The sequence below is a fragment of the Methylomonas fluvii genome, assembly GCF_014850975.1.
GTDB lineage: Bacteria > Pseudomonadota > Gammaproteobacteria > Methylococcales > Methylomonadaceae > Methylomonas > Methylomonas fluvii.
Map to the genome: position 1 here is coordinate 1349328 of NZ_JACXST010000001.1, position 17092 is coordinate 1366419.

Genomic DNA, 17092 nt, shown 5'->3' on the forward strand with positions numbered 1-17092 from the left:
GGGATTATGAAAACCGAGCAAACTCTGCATCCCATTAAACTGAAACCGCCGTTTTATCAGGAGGGCGGACAATGCGGTTTGCATCGTTATCTGGATGCGGAGTTCATCAACCGCTTCAAGCAGGATATGCAGCGCCGCCAGTTCGATCTGCCACAGTTTAGCGCTTGGCAACAGGAAGAACGCCATAGCCGCCACGGCCAGCAGCCCGTGTTGCGCCTGCCTCTGCATCGGGCGTTTCATATTGTCAGTTGCGAAGTGGTCTGCGACCGATTTAGTGAGCCGGCGCTGGACCCGCAAAAAATCAGCTCGGCCGGCTTCGTGATTCGCCGACTGAGCGGTGGCCGTGAACAGGCTTGGATGCTGGAAGACGGCGAAGCCTTGGGGTGGCAAGACGCGCCCAGCGAATTGCGCGATCCGGATTTGCATCGCCGGCTGTGCGCCAATGGCGTACTGCACAACCGCGACGATCAGGCGGCATACAGCGGTGAGGAAGTGCATCCCTTGCATGTGTTAACAACCAGCGACGCCAAGCGTAAAACCCACACGCTGTTGTTCGGCTATTTGCCGCTGGGCGGTTTTTATTATCTGCGCGATGTTAGTCAGGCGTTCGATAGTGCCGATCAAGTGCAAACCGCCAGCGTCGCGGCAGCGATGTTGCCGTGGCCGTTCGGTTATCGACAACCGCTGAATCAAACCTGGCTGACTGAACACAGCAAGCCTTTGGCGCAAGGCCTACCCAGCAAAGCTTTTTTTGAATTGCTGAGAATATTGGTCAACCGTTATCACCTCGGCGAAGCCGGCATCGCCGAAAATGCCGCGCTGGAAAACCAATGTCAACAGTTGTGGCTGTACGATGAAGCCAAATTGCCGGCCGGTCTGCCAAGCCAAGCCTATACCGAAACCAGCCAGGGCTTGTTCGCGCCGTATCGGCAACAAACCTTTTATAGCTATTTGCAAGCTTGCTTTGCTTTGGGTGGCGATAACCCGTTGGTGCGTTGGCTGATTCAACAAGAACAATTGATAGACGCGGTCGGCGGGCTGGACAAACTGGCGGCATTACCGGCCTTGCCGAATGCCAATGGGGTTGGCAATTTCAATCTGACACTGTTGTTGCTGGCGGCCGATGCCCAGGAAATCCGCGTGCTGTTGGGGCAACGCCTCAGCGACCAAGCCTTGAATAAGGTCAAGGAAATCCCCTTGCCAAAATTCGCCCAAAATGCCGGTGATGTTTATCAAGTGGTGGCCTTCGTGCGCGCCAAAAATCAGCTCGGCCAGGAACAGATTCAATGGGCCAATGCCGACACCCGCAGCATACAGTTTCGGGTCGCCGCGCCCTTCGATCCGGATGCCAGTCGGCCGGCGCTGATTCAGATGCCGTCACTGGCCGATTTGCGCCGCGGTCTGGCCAAGGGCGCGGCGATGATCACGCCCGCTGATACCTTCGATTTAATGAACAAACTGAAATTGAATAAGGGCGCCAGCGAAGACACGGTCAAAGACACGTCCGGCCCGGACTTTGGGATTCAATGGATTTGTTCGTTCAGCTTGCCGGTGATTACGCTAGTGGCGATGATCTTGTTGATGATCATGATCTCCTTGCTGAATATCGTGTTTTTCTGGCTGCCGTGGGTACGGATTTGTCTGCCGTTTCCAAAGATTAAGGGAGATTAAGTATGCGCACGCCGGTACCCGAGATTATCAGCTGGCCGCTGGGCAATATCGATGCCGACGGCCGCTTGAGCTGGACCCGCGACGATCAGAGTATCCGCGAAGTGATGCTGAATATCCTGCTGACCCGGCCCGGCGAACGCTTGCAACGCCCGACTTTCGGTGCCGGTTTATTAAACTTCGTGCATCAGCCCAATAACGAAACCACCCGCCATCTGATTGCCGGCGTGGTGCGCAAATCGCTGGAAACCTGGGAGCCTAGAGTGGAAATCGACGAAGTGCAAGTGCAGGCCAGTCCGGCCAGCGTCGCCGATGTGCATATCAATATCCGCTACCGGCTGCGCAACAGCCAGCGCCCGGCGGAACTGGGATTCACGCTAAACCTGAGCCTGCCGGCTTGAGGTTGCAAGAGAGGCCGTTATGCCATTACCGGTACCGAATTTAGACGATAGACGCTTCGAGGATTTGGTTGCCGAGGCCAAGGCCCGGCTGGCCAGCCATTTGCCGGAACTGGCGCAGATTGCCCCCGGCGATCCGCTCAACAGCTTTGTGGATTTGTTCGCCTGGCTGACCGAAACCATTTTGTACCGCGCCAACTTAATTCCGGAACGCCAGCGCCGGGTGTTTCTGAATTTGCTGCAAATCCCGGTGCGCGCCGCCCGGCCTGCCAAAGGCATAGTCTGCATAGACGCCGGGCCGACCAGCGTGTTGCCGGCACCCTTGTTGGCAGACGGCAGCCAGCTCCGGGCCGGCAAACAGATTTTGACGGCGGTCGGTGAATTGCAACCCACCTGCCTGAGCTTGCAGGTGTTGATCAAACAGAAGCTGGAGGCTGCCGATCTAGCCGCACTGGGTTTGACCTTGCAGGACTTGCAGGAGCAATACGGTTTGCGCAACGGCCAACGTCCCGAGCCGTTTCAACCGCGCCGTTTCGAGCCGGTTAAAGAAGTGTTGGATTTAACCGGCAGTCTGGATCGCAGCTTTTACTTGGCTTGCATCGCGCCCCGGCAGTTGGAAGGCCAGATTGCCTTGCTGCGCAGTCATCTGGCCGGCGTGGCTTTCAATATCGGCATCGCGCCCGCCGATAATTTGGACGGCGACGCGATCAATGAGTTAAATCCGCGCAAGCTGATCTGGGAGCTGGTTTCCACCGGCGAGGCCGGCGAAACGATTTATCTACCTTTGGATGTGCTGGCCGACAGCTCGAAAGGTGGCCGGCAAACCGGTGTGGTGCGCTTGCGCTTACCCAAAAATCCGGCGCTGTTTCAGGCGTTTGTGCCGACCGATCCGATGTTCAGCGGTGTAGGCGATAGGCCGCCGGAATTGGCCGATCAAGTCGAAGCCGGCCGGGTGGCGTTTTGGTTACGCTTGCGCTGTCCGGAACATCCCAACTTACAACTGGGCTACCTGGCGCTGAATGCCGTTGATGTGCTGGCCCAAGGCTTGAAACAGGATTTGCTGGTGGGCATGGGGACCGGCCAGCCGGATCAGGTGGTGGTCTTGCCCGATCAAAATATCGAGGCTGCTACCTTGCAACTCGATGTCGAAGAAAACGGCGCTTGGGTACGTTGGCAACAAGTGGCTTTTCTCGCTGGGCAAGCCGCCGATGCCAGAGTGTATCGATTGAATCCGCAATCCGGTTATGTGTACTTTGGCGACGGTACGGTGGGGAGACGGCCGCCGTCGGGCAGCCGGATTCGTATCACGGTTTATTTATTTGGTGGCGGCAGCGCCGGCAATTTGCCGGCCGGTACTATCAAGGAAGTGGTGAACGGCAGTTCGCGTTACAAGCTGCGTCACGAATGGCCGTTAAGCGGCGGCATTGATGCCGAAACGGTCGAGCAGGCGGAAAAACGCATCCCACAATTTCTGACCCATCGCAACCGAGCGGTGACGCAACAGGATTTTAAAATCATCACCGAAGCCAATCCCATCAATCCGGTGGCCCGCGCCGAAGTTTTGGTGGGGTTTCTGCCTGGTGCCAGCATTCGTGCGGCGCGCGAGGATGTGCCCGGGGTGGTCAGCGTGTTCGTGCTGCCGCCGGCCGAACCGGCTTTGGGACACACGCCCAAGCCCAACCAGGGCTTGTTGAAAGACGTGTTTGCCTATCTATTGCAGCGGACCATGGTCGGCACCGAATTGTATGTGTTAAGCCCGGAATTCGTGCCGATTGTCGTCAGTGTGAAAGTGCAGGTGCGCGACATCGAAACTGAACAACAAACCCTGCGCGATGTGCAGCAGACGCTGCTGGAATACCTGTGGCCGCTGGCGCCCGGTGGTGCGCGCGGTGCGGGTTGGCCTTTGGGCGGCGCGGTGCGCGCCAATGAATTATTGACCCAGGCGGCGCGGGTGGCCGGGGTGCAGGCCATCAATGCCTTGAGCCTGTTTCAGCGCGGTAGCAAGGGTTGGCGACGTTTGCCCGCCGACGAGCCGGTCAATTTGACTCAATACCAGTTGCCGGAATTGATGGGCGTGCGCGCCGATAGCGGTTCCGGCGCGCCGGCCTTGCCGGACGGCATCGGCTTGCTGGAAGGCCAAACCCCGGACGATAGTTTGGGGGTCGCGGTGCCGGTAATACCGGATATTTGTTGAGGGCGAGCGATGGACGTCAACAACACCCCGTATTTTTTACTGAAAGGCCAGGCCGATTTCGAACAGGGCTCCAGTCATTTGAGCTGGAACACCGGTTTGCAGGCGCTGACGCTGGCACAAAACCAGGTCTTGCGCTTGCCAGCCGCCGATCCGGCGGCGGCTTTGCTGGCTTGGCAGAACGGCGCGCCGCTGGCCTTGGACAGTTTTAATCAGATTGGTCGCTTGAGTGCCGACGGTAGGCGTGTCGAATTCAACAGCGGCCGTGGTTATCTGAGCTTGCAGGACAATGAATTGCAGGATGTCGTCGCGCCGCAAGGCCGCTTTACCGACATGGCGTTCGCGGCAATTGCCCGCAGCGGCAAACCGGGCTTTGGTCTGCCAGCCGGCGACGGTAGATTGGCCTTGCCGTTCAGTGACGGTATCAATCAGCATGGTTTGCTGCTGTTTCATCTGGCCCGCCGTTGGCAAACCTTCTGTGCATGGGGCAATGCGGAAGGCGAGGATGTGGCATCGCAAATGCCGCTTAGGGCCTGTATCGACGCGGAGCAGCGGGTTTGGGTGATCTCCGCGACAGGCTTGATGTTATGCAGTGGCGAACCGCTGCCCTTACCCTACACGCCGCAACCGGTACGCTTTGAGCCAGAGCAGGCCAATCCGCATCCCTTACACCGCATCTGGCAGCAAGCCTTGCCGGAGGGTATGCAGGCGCTGGCGCTATGTTGCGATTTGCAGCAGTTATATCTCTTGTGCCACGACGGTATGGGGGCGCAGGCCATAGTGACGCGGCCTCTATCGGCATTAGCCGATGCGCCATTCAAAACCTACGCTTGCCCGGCCGAGTTGCCGTTTGCTATCGATCTGGCGCTGGCTGCCGATTCGTCTTTACCGGACAGCGGCCGGCTGGCGGCTTTGGCGCCGCGCGCGGCGGATGATGTGAGTTTCGTGCAACGCGATTGCCCGGTATTGACGCTGCTTTGGGATAGTGAAACCAACACCGGCCAAGCCGGCTTGCTGCACGAGCGTTATCCGATGTTGTCGCAAGCCGTGCCGCGTTTTGTCAGCAGCGCCGACGGCCAGTTGCGTTATCAAGCCGAGGCCGATGCGGATTTTCCGGCGATAGCTCCGCGCCCCCGAGAGTTGCATGCCTTGCGCCGGCCGCAGTTTTTTCTGGAAGGCACGGCCTTGCTGCATGAGCTGGATTCCGGCCAAGTCGATACGCAGTGGCATAGATTGTATCTGGACGCCTGCATCCCGTCGGGCTGCGATATTCAGATTGCGGTGCGGGTATTTGCCAGCCGGCAGGCGGTTCGGCCCAAGCCTATCGAGCAACCCGCGCCGTTGTGGAATCCGTTACAGTCCGAATTGCCGTTCGCGCCCAGTCTGGCCGGGCAGCAAGTCGGCAGCAGCGGCCTGTTCGAGATTTTATTACAGCAGCCGTCCGGTCCGGTGCGGCAATTGCGCGGCCGCTATCTGCAAATTCAAGTAACTTTGCGCGGCGACGGCCGGCAAAGCCCGGCTTTGCATGCCATCAGAGTCTATTACCCGCGGTTTTCCTACCAGGAAGCCTATTTTCCGGAATTTTACCGGCAGGAACTCAGTTACGACCCGGCGCAAGCCGTAGGTCCGGCCAATGGCGCCGACGTTCGCGAGCGCTTGCTGGCCGCCTTCGAAGGGGTATTGACCCCGCTGGAAGGCCGGATTGCCGCCAGCGAGCAATTGCTGGCGCCCGAGGCAACGCCTGCCGCTAACCTGCCTTGGTTGGCTGAGGCCGTAGGCGGCCGTCTGCCCAGCCACTGGCCGGAAGCCAGGCAGCGGCGCTGGCTACGGGACCTAACCTTGATACAACAATACAAAGGTACGCTGGCGGCCTTGAATCTGGCTTTGGACATCGTCAGCGACGGCGGCGTGCAGCGCGGCGAAATTGTGGTGTTAGAGAATTTCCGTTTGCGACGGACCATGGCGACGATCTTGGGCATAGACATGGACGGCGGCGATCACCCGTTAACTCTGGGCACCGGCATGAGCGGTAACAGCATCATCGGCGACAGCCTGATTCTGTCGGAAAGCGATGCCCGGCAATTTCTGGCACTGTTCGCCCCGGAGCTGGCGACAACAGACGAAGCGGCACAGGTCAAAGCGTTTTTTGCAGAATACGCGCACCAGGTCAGCATCTTGCTGCACGGGCGGGCGGTGAGTTTGCGCACTGCCGTCGAAGACATTTTGACCGAACAACTGCCGGCGCACCTGCAATACCGGATCATCGAAACTGAACATCCCTTCGTGCTAGGTATCGCGCCGCTGCTGGGCATGGATACCTTCATCGAAACCGCGCCGCCGTTCCGCCGCGTCACGCTGGATGACACTTATCTGGGCCGCGAAGGGATTTTGAAAAACCCGGCGGCATTTTCACCGGAGGACATCAATGCACAGGCTTAGTGATTTTCTTGAATCGAATTTCGGTAATGTCTTCTTGGCAGCAAACGCGGAGGCCGCATGGATACCCTAGACGATTTCACCACGCTGGAACAGGACGCCACTTTAGACGAGCCCCTGCGCCGTGTGGCTTACGAGGCCGGGATGATGCTGGGTCTGGAAGCGACCCGCGACGAGCAGGCCTACCACCGCCGCCGTCTGACCCGCCATCAATATTGGCTGCAAGGCTATGGCACCTTGGCGGGCATGCTGGTCAGCATGGCCCCGGCGACGCATCCCAACAATACCGATAGCCTGACGGTGCGTTTGCTGGTGAGTCCCGGCATAGGCATCGACGGCCTGGGCCGCGAGGTGCTGATTCACGAACCCTACTGCATCAATCTCGGCGATTGGCTGGCCTCGCAATCGGAGAGTCATCTGCGCGAAGGCTACAGCGACGCCGACAATCTGCTCTGGCTGAAAATCTGCGTGCGGCAAAAAGATTGCCCGGTGGCGATGCAGCCGGTGCTGGCGCGCAAGCTCAATCTCAGTACCGACGCGGTGCAACCCAGCCGCACTGCCGACAGCGTGCGCCTGGAATTGATTCCGGAATTGCCGCCGCCAGCGGGTGACGATGCCTATCAACCCTGGGCTTGCCATCAAGCCCTGCCGGCGGCGATGCCAGCCTTGTCGGCAGCTGAACAAGCCTTATTGCAGCAAGTACAAAACGATAATACCGAGGCCGGCGCGCAACTGGCGCTGCATGCCCGTTTGCTGCACGCGCTGGATGGAAGTGGTGTTAATCCGCAGCAATTGAATGACGAACTGGAGGAGGGCGCCCGCTTGTTGCTGGCCAGGATCAGCATCAGCGTCACCGACATCAACGCCATTCTGGTCAACCCGCAATTAATCTCGATCAACAACTTGGTGCGGCCGTTCCTGGCCACCGCCAGCCAATTGGCCTGGCTGGCACGCCAGCCCTGATCAAGGAGGGACTATGAGCGAAATTTTATTTCAACCTCTCGGTAATCCGATTGCCGCCGGACTGGCGCTGGATCAGGTTGCTGACATCGATCCGCGCCTGACTCGCAGCCACTATTTCGACGGCCGCTTGCTGACCGCCGAAGATCTGACCCGTGATCAAATCTATCTGGATCAGCGTTTGCGCGAACTTGGCCGGGTGCTGGGCAGCGGCATCGTCGGCGGTCTGGGCTTGAGTTTCGACCGTTTCACCGGATTGCTGACTCTGGAGCCGGGATTGGCAATGTCGCCTGCTGGCCGGGTGCTGGAGCTGGGCAGTCGCTTGATCGTCAATCTGCGCGATAAGGCCCTGATTAGCGGCTTGAACGACGGCAATTTCTCCAATTTAAATCGGGGTTTGTACGCGATAGTCCTGCGTTATATCGATGTTGGCACCGACATTGCCGAAGTGTTCCCGAAAGATTTGAGCGCCAAACGCGGTTTTCAATACGCGATGATTACCGAGTCGGTGCAAATGGGCCTAGTGCCTTTGCCGATTCCGCTGCCGCAACAAAGCCCTTTGCAGATTCGGGCGCGTTTAATGAGGGAGTTGCTCGGCGATGATCAATTGCACGGATTGTTGCCGGAAGACGCGGTGGCACTGGGTTTGGTGGCGATTCAAGAAGGCGCGCCGCAATGGTTGGATGCGCAATTGCTGCGCCATCCCTTACGCGCCGAGCGGGGCATAGATTCATTGCAAAGCGATTTGTCGCGGCAGTACGAGGCTTTATTAACCGACATATTGAGCAACCGCCGCAGCGGCGGACTGACCGGCGATTTTCATGCCAGTGATTATTTTTCTCTGTTGCCGCCGGTCGGCACTTTGCCCAAGGAGGCCGTCGATCCGGTCAACGGTCGGCAAGGTTATTTTCCGGAAAACTATCAGGTGGCTATCGCACCTTTACGGCAATCGGACGTGGAACAGATTCGCGCCGAATCCCTGGCTTTGCCGCCTATTGATTTAAGCAACGGCGAACCGGTGGACATCGTCGTACTGGTGCCTTTGTCCAATCTGGATTACGGCCATTACGCCGCGCAACTGGAGCGCAATTTCGACCCGAATAAACGTATGCTGCCGCAGCTGGATCTGCTGCGATTGAAGCTATATCCCGTAAGGCCGGTGCATGCGCTGGATACCGACCAGGCCGCCTGGCAAGCCATCTGGGACCGCTTCGGCAGCAACGCGCCGCTGTATGTGCGCCGGCCCAGTCGCGCCGCAGAAACCTCGATCAGCGGTATCGTGTTAGCGCTGGGTACTGCCTTACCGGCACCGCCCGAAGTGGTGGGCGGCCCGGCCGATGGCGGAGGTTTGATCGACGACGAGGACAGCGTGTTCTTGAAACGGGTGAATTACCCGATGCTGGCCGAGCTGCGCCCCCCCAGCGACGACGCCGGCCGTGCCGCCTTAGCGGTGTTGGAGGCGTCATTCAATGAATCAACATCGGTCGCCGCCTGCCAGCGCATATTGTTATTGGTGGAACGCCAATATGACGGGGTAATCTGGCAAACCCTGCGACAACTGGCCGCGGCTAACAACCTGGAAGCATTTCTGGCCGGATTCCGCACCAAGCCCGCCAACCAGACCACCGGCGCTTGGGTTGGCGCGAGCGGTGCAGTATTGGGTTTGGATAATGCGTTGATCGAGCAATGGACCGCGCTTTTGGGGTGAGGGGATGAGGTTTTGGGAGCGGGTTTGGAAAATGCCGGTTTTGTGGGCTAGGCACGATTAAGTGCCATCTCGGAACCAGCAGCCAACGGTGGGCAAAATTGCCCACCCTACGCATTTGATTGTTTTGGTGCTCTAAGAGACTTTGATTTCGGGACGGGTTTTCATCCCGTATGCCGCGCGGAGCACCGGAGCTTTTGGACGGAATAGCCCGCAGGGGTGCGGCAGGGATGCCGCACGTTGCCGAAGGGGCAGGAAGCCCCTTTCGGCAACCCCGTTCAAAAGCGAGGAGCGCAGGGAATAAGCGGCATCCGGGTGTCTTTTCTTTTGGATACTTTTCTTTGGACAAGCAAAGAAAAGTATCTCGCTTGTCGGTGCGAGAACCGACATTAAAACACCTGTCGCGATAGCGACTCAACAAACAAGGTTAAAAGGGATACCAGCGTAACGGTAGCCCAATAAGGAGTAGCCATCATGTCCATGATCCTGCTGCATAACCCCATCGCCAGCTCCCGCAGCTTGCAACGGGTGCACATGTTCCCCGGCCGGCATCTGGGCGAGGAAGAGTTCGACCGCGAACAGGCGTATGCCGATGCGCGGCTGGCTACCGTATTGCAGGGCAAGACCGCCGGTATCGTGCACGGCCTGGATTTACAACTGGGGCCGAACGGCGTAGCCGAGCCTGGCTTTAGTGTCAGTTCCGGTCTGGCATTGGCAGCCAATGGCCAGGCGCTGGGTCTGTACTATCCGCTACGCGCCGAGTGGCAGGATTTGATCGACAGCTATCTAAACCGCGCTCAGGTCGCCAGCGCGGTGGGTGTTTATTATTTGCTGTTGACGCGCGGTGACCGGCAAATCGACGGGCCGGGCGTCGATCCTTGCCAACGTACCGAACTGGATCCAACCCGCGACACCCAAAGAGTGTTGGCCGGCAGCCTGGCTTTACAGCGCATCAATATCAGCGACGCCGCAGTGAATACCTGGCCGCGCGACCGCATCGAAAACTGGGTAGCCGCCGACCGGGTCGACGCCGGTTTCATGACCAAATTGGGACACGCCGTGCCGCTGGCCTTGCTGGCGGTGGTGAGCAACGAGGATGCCAGCTACCGAGTCGCCTGGCTCTCGCAAGAAGCCGGCCGCTACGAAGCTATGCCGAACAGTGGTTACCGGGTTCTGTTGAATCAAAGCGGCGCGGCGATGCGGCGGGTGATGCAGGCGGCGGGTTTGCCGGCTAATAACGGGATTCCACTGCCGCAGTTTTTACAAGACAATCTGCATCTGGATTTTCTGCCTGCGGCGGGCCAATTGCCGCTGGATTGGCTGCAAAATCCAGCGGAGCCGGCACCGAATCTACTTTGGCTGCCGACGCATCTGGGCATAGACATGGTGCCGGTCCCGGAAGAAGCGGTGATCGAGCTGTTAAACGGCCATATCGCTCGTCGGGTGATCGATTTGCGCCAACCGGCCGGCGACAAGATTAGATTGTTGCTGGCAGTGAACGAGCCGGATTATCGGCCCAATCTTTTGGATATTCCGCAAACCGACAGCGTGCTGGAAAGCGATATTTTCCGGTTTTACATGCGTGCTTACGAAGCCTGGCGCAAATGGCGCCAACAATTCGATGCGCTGTATTTCGTCGAACCCTCCAACACCCCGCCTCTGGCTGGCGGCATAGGCGTGATAGAGCATGCGGTGCTCGATCCCGCGCAATTCAAAAATCTGGATTTGCCCAAACCGGAAACGCCGCCGGCCTTGCCGTTGACGATTTTCGAGAAAGTCATCGCCCGCGCCAACACAGAACAACAAGACCCGCAAAATCCCGGCACGCCATATCCCTATAGCAAAGGTGTGCCGGCCTTACCTAACTTTTACAGCAATTGGTTGGGTGAAGACGGTAATCCGCCGCCGATAGCCACGCCCAGCGACGACGGTTTGGTGGTGCAGTACGCGGTGGCCTTGGTGGAACTGGAAGCCATTGAAAACCAGATTCGGGCGATCCGCAGCCGGGTCGAGAAAACCCGGGATTTTTTGCTGCTGCAGCGCCAACAACTGGATTCGCAAACCGTGGCCTTGGCCGCGCTGGCCGGCGGCGTGGCCGGCGACGGCACCGGCTTACAGGTCGCGCGCTGGCTGCCTTACGCCAATCTCAACGCCACCGACATTCCCAATAACGTCGATAAAGCGGTCAGCACGGAAAGCGTGGTCAGCAATGCGCCTAAATCCGTGTTTGCCGCCGCGTCCGCGGGCTTATTCAACAGCGCGATCAGTCAGATGGCTGCGCCGAAAGTTAGCGCCAGCAGTGCCTTGAGCAACAACTTATTGAGCAACGCGCTGGCCTCCACATCATCGGTGTCCAAGGCGGCGTTTTTATTGACCAGCAAGCCACAAACCTATTCGGCGTTTGAATTGGGCATCAACAAAAACCGCCTGGATATGTTGTCGCGGATTACCAAAGAAGCGGTCAGCAAGCCGGCTTTCGAGGCCAAGGAATACCGTTTTGGCGTGATCGATCATATCAGCCCGGAAATCAACGAATATGCCAAAGCCTATTACGGGATGAAGGAATTGCTGGCCACGCTGACCGATTTATTCGACCCCACCGATGCCGCCACCTTGCGTAAACAGATGGAAAAAATCGGCGTGGTGGAAGACGATCAGGCCGGCACCAATGCCACTAACCCGTTCGAGCGCAGCGGCAAACTGGAGTCGCCGGCAGTGCTGGATAACTTGGCCGACAAAAATGCTCCGAACAATCCGCAGCGTTCCAGCCTGTTAAAAACCCAATACCGCTACCATGCCTTGTTCAAAGCCGGACGGATTTTGACGCAATGGATCGCGATTTTTGAGGCGCGTTACAACAATATCGAACGCAAACTGCAAGGCAAGTTACGCGAACAAGCCAACAAGCTGGCGCAGATCGACAAATTGGCCGGTTTGATCCGGGTAGCGCGGGAAACCCTGGAAGGCATGGATAGATTCCGCGTCGAACAACTCGGTGACTACGGCGTCGCGCAGCGTTTGCTGGACGAAGATTGGCGGCAGGTCTGGGCTTTGAATAACGAACGCTCCCGAATTTTGACCAAGGGATTGCGCGGTTTGTATTACGTCAGAGTGCGCGGTACACCAGTCAGCGCCCCCTTGGCCGATCCGCTGGCCTTGCGTTATGGCAGCAGCAAGGACATCGTTCCCGGCTGCGATTGGGAAGAAGAGGTGGATTTACCCTATGCCCTGGACCCGTTTTTCGCGGCGATCTGCGAGATCCCGATGGACGATTGGGCCGGCTTAAAACCGTTGCGCCCCAAGCTGCCGCCGTTTCAGCAATTCGATTATTTGGGGCAATTGCGTCAGGCTCGCTTCAAAGCCAGACCTGCCAGCCTGCTGACGCCGGCCAATACCGATACCTTGCAGTCCCGTCTGCAAACCGTGCATCTGCAAACCCAGATCGTCATGCAGCAGTGGGCCAGTTTTAGTTTGCCGGCTTTTACCGCCAGCAGTTTGCAAACTCAGGCCGCAGCCGCCAAGGTCTTGGCTTTGGAAGATCTAGCCGGTGTTGCCGGACCGCTACGCAAACCAGCCCACGAATTGCGCGAGCAGTTGGAGCACTGCCAGTTTTGTTTGCTGGAAAAACTCAATCTGTTGCCGCCGTCTTTGCGTTTGCAATGGGGGCAACTGGCCGAAGACGATCAGATTCGCGTCGAGGATGTCTCCTGGTGGCCGGGCATGGATAGAGCGGAAGCCGACGATTTTAACGCCGCCCGCACCGTGTCGGAACTGATCGCCTGGTGGTTCCGGCAATTGGACCGCGATGCCTCCGCCGCCAGCCGCAGCGCGATGCGCAATATGATTCGTGCCGTGCTGATTCATGCTTCCTTGGGCGATCCGCAGGAAATCATTCGCGGTAATGTGCATGTGCCGCCGCGCTTGGCAGCGATAGGTGAACGCTTGCAGGTCAAGTTGAACCGGCCGCCGTTGCCGGGTACCCGGCTGCAGTTGCTGGATACCGAGCAGCGCGTCGTGGCGGTGCTGGCGGTGGAAGATCACAGTCCGCAAAGCACCCAGGTCACTATCGTCGATATGCTGCAAAGCGGTGTGAAGATCAACACCCGCTTTAGTGTGGTGGCGAACAAGCTGACGCAGCAGCGCTTGTAAATTGCCATGATGACCAAGCTGGCCGCCGACACCGTTGCCATACATCGTTTGACCGTCCGGGCCGGACAACGGCGGACAGCGGACGGTGTGCGCGACAGTTTGCAAGCTGTGGATTGGCCGCATGCCGGGTCAGACAGCTGGGTGTTTATCCGCCGCCTGCAAGTCAGTGCTACGGCCCGGCAACTGCCCAGACAGTTACTCGAGCAAACCCGGCAATATTTAAATACCAGCAATCATCCCGAACAAGTGATGCGCTTTGCCAGCCTGGCCGAACTGTTGGCGGCTTTGCTGACGGATCTGCTGCGTGGCCGCGCCGGCTTTAATTGGTATTGGCGACGTTGGGCGCATTGGTTTGAATTGCCGGTGTCGCGGGCCATATCCGGCATAGTGTCCGAACATTTGGCTTTACTGCCGTCGGTTTGTGCCCGTTTGGCGCAACGAGGAAAACTAGTCGCCGTCTGCTTGAGTTTGACCGACAGCGATGCTCGGCAATTGGCGGTCGAACTGGCTGGATTGAGCGGTTTTCGCTTACCGTCTGTTTTGGAAATCGCCGAGGTGCTTGGTTCTGAAATCGATAACGCAGACCGGCAATCCCCCTCCGATGACCAGACTTGGACTGAGCAACTGACGCCACGGCCCGGATTGCTGGTGCATTGGCGACCGCTATTGCAAGAGCTGGATGTCGCCGACGGCCGCTATCAATTGGTTTTAGTGCTGATAGCCCAAGACTTGGTACCGCTGCTGTTGCAACAACAGCCTGCTAGAGTGCTGGCTGTTCTATCCGCCCGTTTTGCGTCGATGCAGTACGCCAAAAAAGCGCGGGTAAGTGATGAGCCCAAGCCGGTAAGCGCGAATGAAACGATCCAGCCCCGGCAAGAAAAAACTCCTTCGCAAGCGCAGCCGATTAGCCAAGCCCATCAGGCCCGAGCGCAAATCGATGGCGAGGCCAATCCGAAAGTAGATGCTGACGCAGAGCGGCAGATACCGGCGCCATTACCGCTCAAGCCCCTTGCCGAGCATGGTGGCAACTATATCCGGCAATCACGACAAACGCCGATGGCAGCAAGTCTATCGTTGGCCGACTCTTCTCGTCCTGCCACGGCGCTTGCACAGGACTCTTTTCCAGAGCCGGCGAGCGCAGGCCTGGAGTTTGCGGACTTCCATACCCGGCAAGGCGGCTTGCTGTATTTATTGAATATGCTCAACCGGTCAGAAATGCGCTGCTTGATGCGGGAATACGCCGAAACATTGCCCAGTGGCTGGGCCTGGTTGTACCGGCTTGGGCAAGAATTGCAGTTGCACGAAGACGATGCACTGGTCGATTTTATCGCGCAGCAATTGGGCCTGGACGATAGGGCGGAACTGGCGCGATTACCGCCACTACCGGCCCGCGAACAGGTGTGGGGTTTGGCCCAGCGCTGGTACGGCAAGACCGGGGTTTGGCAGCCTGAGTTGTTGGCGCTCACCGGGCAAATTCAATACAGTCCCAGCCATATCGATTTATACGCGCCGATGTCGGCGATTAGATTGCCCGTGCGCCTAGCCGGGCTGGACATCAATCCGGGCTGGCTGCCGTGGTTGGGCCGAGTCGTGAGTTTTCACTATGACTAAGCCACCGCAGCCCTTGGCCGAATCGCTTAATCTGCAGTCGCCTAACCGGCAGCAGCCCCTGGCGGCCTTGGTGCGCGCCGGTTTGGCCGAGTTCTGGGAGCGGATGATGTCGGGCGACAGCGAATTGTCCGAGCAATTGCGGCAGCAAGCCGCCCGGCAATTAAACACTGCTGCCTTGCCTAGCTGGATACAAATGCGCGAACACGCAGCGGCCCAGTTGCATGCCTTGCCCGGACCGTTTGGGCATTGGTTGCGGGAACAACATATCGACCTGCCGCAAGCCTTTTTGCTGGCCGTAGTTGGCAGCGCCGAGACCGATTATCTGGTGACTTTGACGCTGAGCGAGTTGCAAGCGCCTAATCCCGGCAATCGCTTGGCGGTGCATTTGGCGCTGACGATGCTGGACGAATTATTCGGGGCCGGCACGCTGGATGCGCTGGATTTGCACGCTACCCCATTGGTGCAGCAGCAAGTGTTATTGCTGGAGGGAAGCGGGCCGCTATCGCTCCGGCCATTGCGCATCGAACCGGCCTTCTGGTCGGTATTGTGCGGCCGGCCGGCGATTTGGCCGGGCTGTCGGCAGATTGCGCTGACTGACCGTGAGTTGCTGCCGCAACGTATCCGCAAGCAATTACCGCACTTGGCAACCTTATTGGCGAAAGGCGAGGTGCGCGGCTTGGGAATACGCGGCAACAGCGGCAGTGGGCGACGGGCTTTGGCCGCCGAACTGGCGGGTTTGTTGGGATTGACTGCCATCGAAGTGCCGAGTGACTTGTGGCAACAGCAGCCGGCCTTGCCGTTGGCCTGCCAACTGGCCGGCTGGCTGCCGGTCATCAAGGTGCAGGTTGCGGCCGGCGAAAGCTGGCAGTTGCCGGTGATACAGCCCAATATCGCCCATGTGATTGTGCTGGGGATGAGCGATGCGGTGTCCGGTCAGGATATGCTGGAATTGGAAATGGGCGTGCCCGACGAAGCCGAGCGCCGCCAGCTTTGGGCGCGTTATCTCGCCAATCCTGAATTGGCCCGCCGTGCCGCCAGCGCCTTGCTGAGCGGGCCGGTGATCCAGAAAGTGGCACGCAATGCGGTGCTGTGCGCGGAACAAAGCCGCAGCGCCTTGAATGCCGAACACATTGCCCAAGCCCGCCGAGATTTGGGCGCGGAACGCTTGCGCTTGCTGGCCGAGCCGGTGCGGCGGCGCGTCGAACGCGAAGCGGTGGTATTTCCGCCTTTGGTGGAGCAATACCTGCACGATTTCATCGCCCGCGCGCATAGCCGAGAATTGTTGTGGGAAGCTTTGGGCGTAACCTTGCAAGCCTCGCGTAATGCCGGCCTGCGGGCCTTATTCGTCGGCGACAGCGGCACCGGCAAAACCCTGGCCGCCAGTTATGTCGCGACTGCGCTGGGCGCACCGCTGTACCGCGTGGATTTGGCGGCGATTATGAACAAATATGTCGGCGAATCCGAGAAAAATCTGGGCAGCTTGCTGGATTTGGCTGCCGCTGCCGATGCCATCCTACTGTTCGACGAAGCCGATTCGTTATTTGGTCGCCGCACCGACGCCCAGCAAAGCGGCGAGCGTTACGCCAATATGCTGACCAACTTTTTACTGACCCGCATCGAAAACCACCCCGGCATTACCATCCTGACCACCAATAGCCGCGAGCGTATCGATAACGCTTTTACCCGCCGGCTGGATGCGATTGTGGATTTTCCCATGCCGGGGTTTCAGGAGCGCCTGGGTTTATGGCGCAGCCATTTCGGTCAACGCAGCCCGAGCGACGACTTGTGCAAAACACTGGCCAGCTATTGCGACATCAGCGGAGGCCAGATCCGGAATGTGGTGCTGACCGCCGCCGGTTGCAGCCCGGCTGATCAGCCCATCGGCGTCGAGCCGTTGTTGTCGGCTTTGCAACGCGAATATCAAAAACTGGGCCGCAATCCGCCGGCACAGTTAAAACAGTTAAGGAGTTAGCG

General features: G+C 58.6%; 9 protein-coding genes. All 9 read left to right on the forward strand.

The window, feature by feature from the left end; genetic code table 11:
- Window positions 1–6: 6 nt before the first annotated feature.
- The 9 genes from EBB_RS06505 (at window position 7) to EBB_RS06545 (ending at window position 17090) form a co-directional block, all read left to right on the forward strand.
- A complete protein-coding gene (locus tag EBB_RS06505; protein ID WP_192392969.1) occupies window positions 7–1671 on the forward strand; it encodes a hypothetical protein in 1665 nt (554 codons plus the stop codon).
- Between the two features lie 2 nt (window positions 1672–1673).
- Window positions 1674–2069 carry a GPW/gp25 family protein gene (locus EBB_RS06510; protein WP_192376399.1) on the forward strand — a complete coding sequence of 132 codons (396 nt, stop codon included), beginning with the start codon at window positions 1674–1676 and terminating at the stop codon, window positions 2067–2069.
- Window positions 2070–2088: 19 nt separating this feature from the next.
- Entirely contained in the window at window positions 2089–4260 is a 2172-nt protein-coding gene (locus tag EBB_RS06515; RefSeq protein WP_192392970.1) for a putative baseplate assembly protein, read from the forward strand.
- Between the two features lie 9 nt (window positions 4261–4269).
- Complete coding sequence (locus EBB_RS06520; protein WP_192392971.1) at window positions 4270–6696, forward strand: phage tail protein; 2427 nt, start codon at window positions 4270–4272, stop codon at window positions 6694–6696.
- Between the two features lie 57 nt (window positions 6697–6753).
- On the forward strand, window positions 6754–7656 hold the full coding sequence (locus EBB_RS06525; protein WP_192392972.1) for a hypothetical protein: 903 nt from the start codon (window positions 6754–6756) through the stop codon (window positions 7654–7656).
- A 13-nt stretch (window positions 7657–7669) separates the two neighbouring features.
- Entirely contained in the window at window positions 7670–9361 is a 1692-nt protein-coding gene (locus EBB_RS06530) for a hypothetical protein (RefSeq protein ID WP_192392973.1), read from the forward strand.
- A gap of 471 nt (window positions 9362–9832) precedes the next feature.
- Window positions 9833–13507: a hypothetical protein gene (locus tag EBB_RS06535; protein ID WP_192392974.1), complete on the forward strand. Its 3675-nt coding sequence runs from the start codon at window positions 9833–9835 to the stop codon at window positions 13505–13507.
- A gap of 6 nt (window positions 13508–13513) precedes the next feature.
- Complete coding sequence (locus EBB_RS06540; protein ID WP_192392975.1) at window positions 13514–15118, forward strand: hypothetical protein; 1605 nt, start codon at window positions 13514–13516, stop codon at window positions 15116–15118.
- Window positions 15111–17090 (forward strand): ATP-binding protein, encoded by a 1980-nt coding sequence (locus EBB_RS06545; protein ID WP_192392976.1) that lies wholly within the window; start codon window positions 15111–15113, stop codon window positions 17088–17090. Before EBB_RS06540 ends, EBB_RS06545 begins: the two co-directional genes overlap by 8 nt.
- Window positions 17091–17092: the final 2 nt, after the last annotated feature.

Coding starts and splice junctions, on each gene's coding strand:
- EBB_RS06505 (WP_192392969.1), top strand. CDS start 7: ATGAAAACCGAGCAAACTCTGCATCCCATTAAACTGAAACCGCCGTTT.
- EBB_RS06510 (WP_192376399.1), top strand. CDS start 1,674: ATGCGCACGCCGGTACCCGAGATTATCAGCTGGCCGCTGGGCAATATC.
- EBB_RS06515 (WP_192392970.1), top strand. CDS start 2,089: ATGCCATTACCGGTACCGAATTTAGACGATAGACGCTTCGAGGATTTG.
- EBB_RS06520 (WP_192392971.1), top strand. CDS start 4,270: ATGGACGTCAACAACACCCCGTATTTTTTACTGAAAGGCCAGGCCGAT.
- EBB_RS06525 (WP_192392972.1), top strand. CDS start 6,754: ATGGATACCCTAGACGATTTCACCACGCTGGAACAGGACGCCACTTTA.
- EBB_RS06530 (WP_192392973.1), top strand. CDS start 7,670: ATGAGCGAAATTTTATTTCAACCTCTCGGTAATCCGATTGCCGCCGGA.
- EBB_RS06535 (WP_192392974.1), top strand. CDS start 9,833: ATGTCCATGATCCTGCTGCATAACCCCATCGCCAGCTCCCGCAGCTTG.
- EBB_RS06540 (WP_192392975.1), top strand. CDS start 13,514: ATGATGACCAAGCTGGCCGCCGACACCGTTGCCATACATCGTTTGACC.
- EBB_RS06545 (WP_192392976.1), top strand. CDS start 15,111: ATGACTAAGCCACCGCAGCCCTTGGCCGAATCGCTTAATCTGCAGTCG.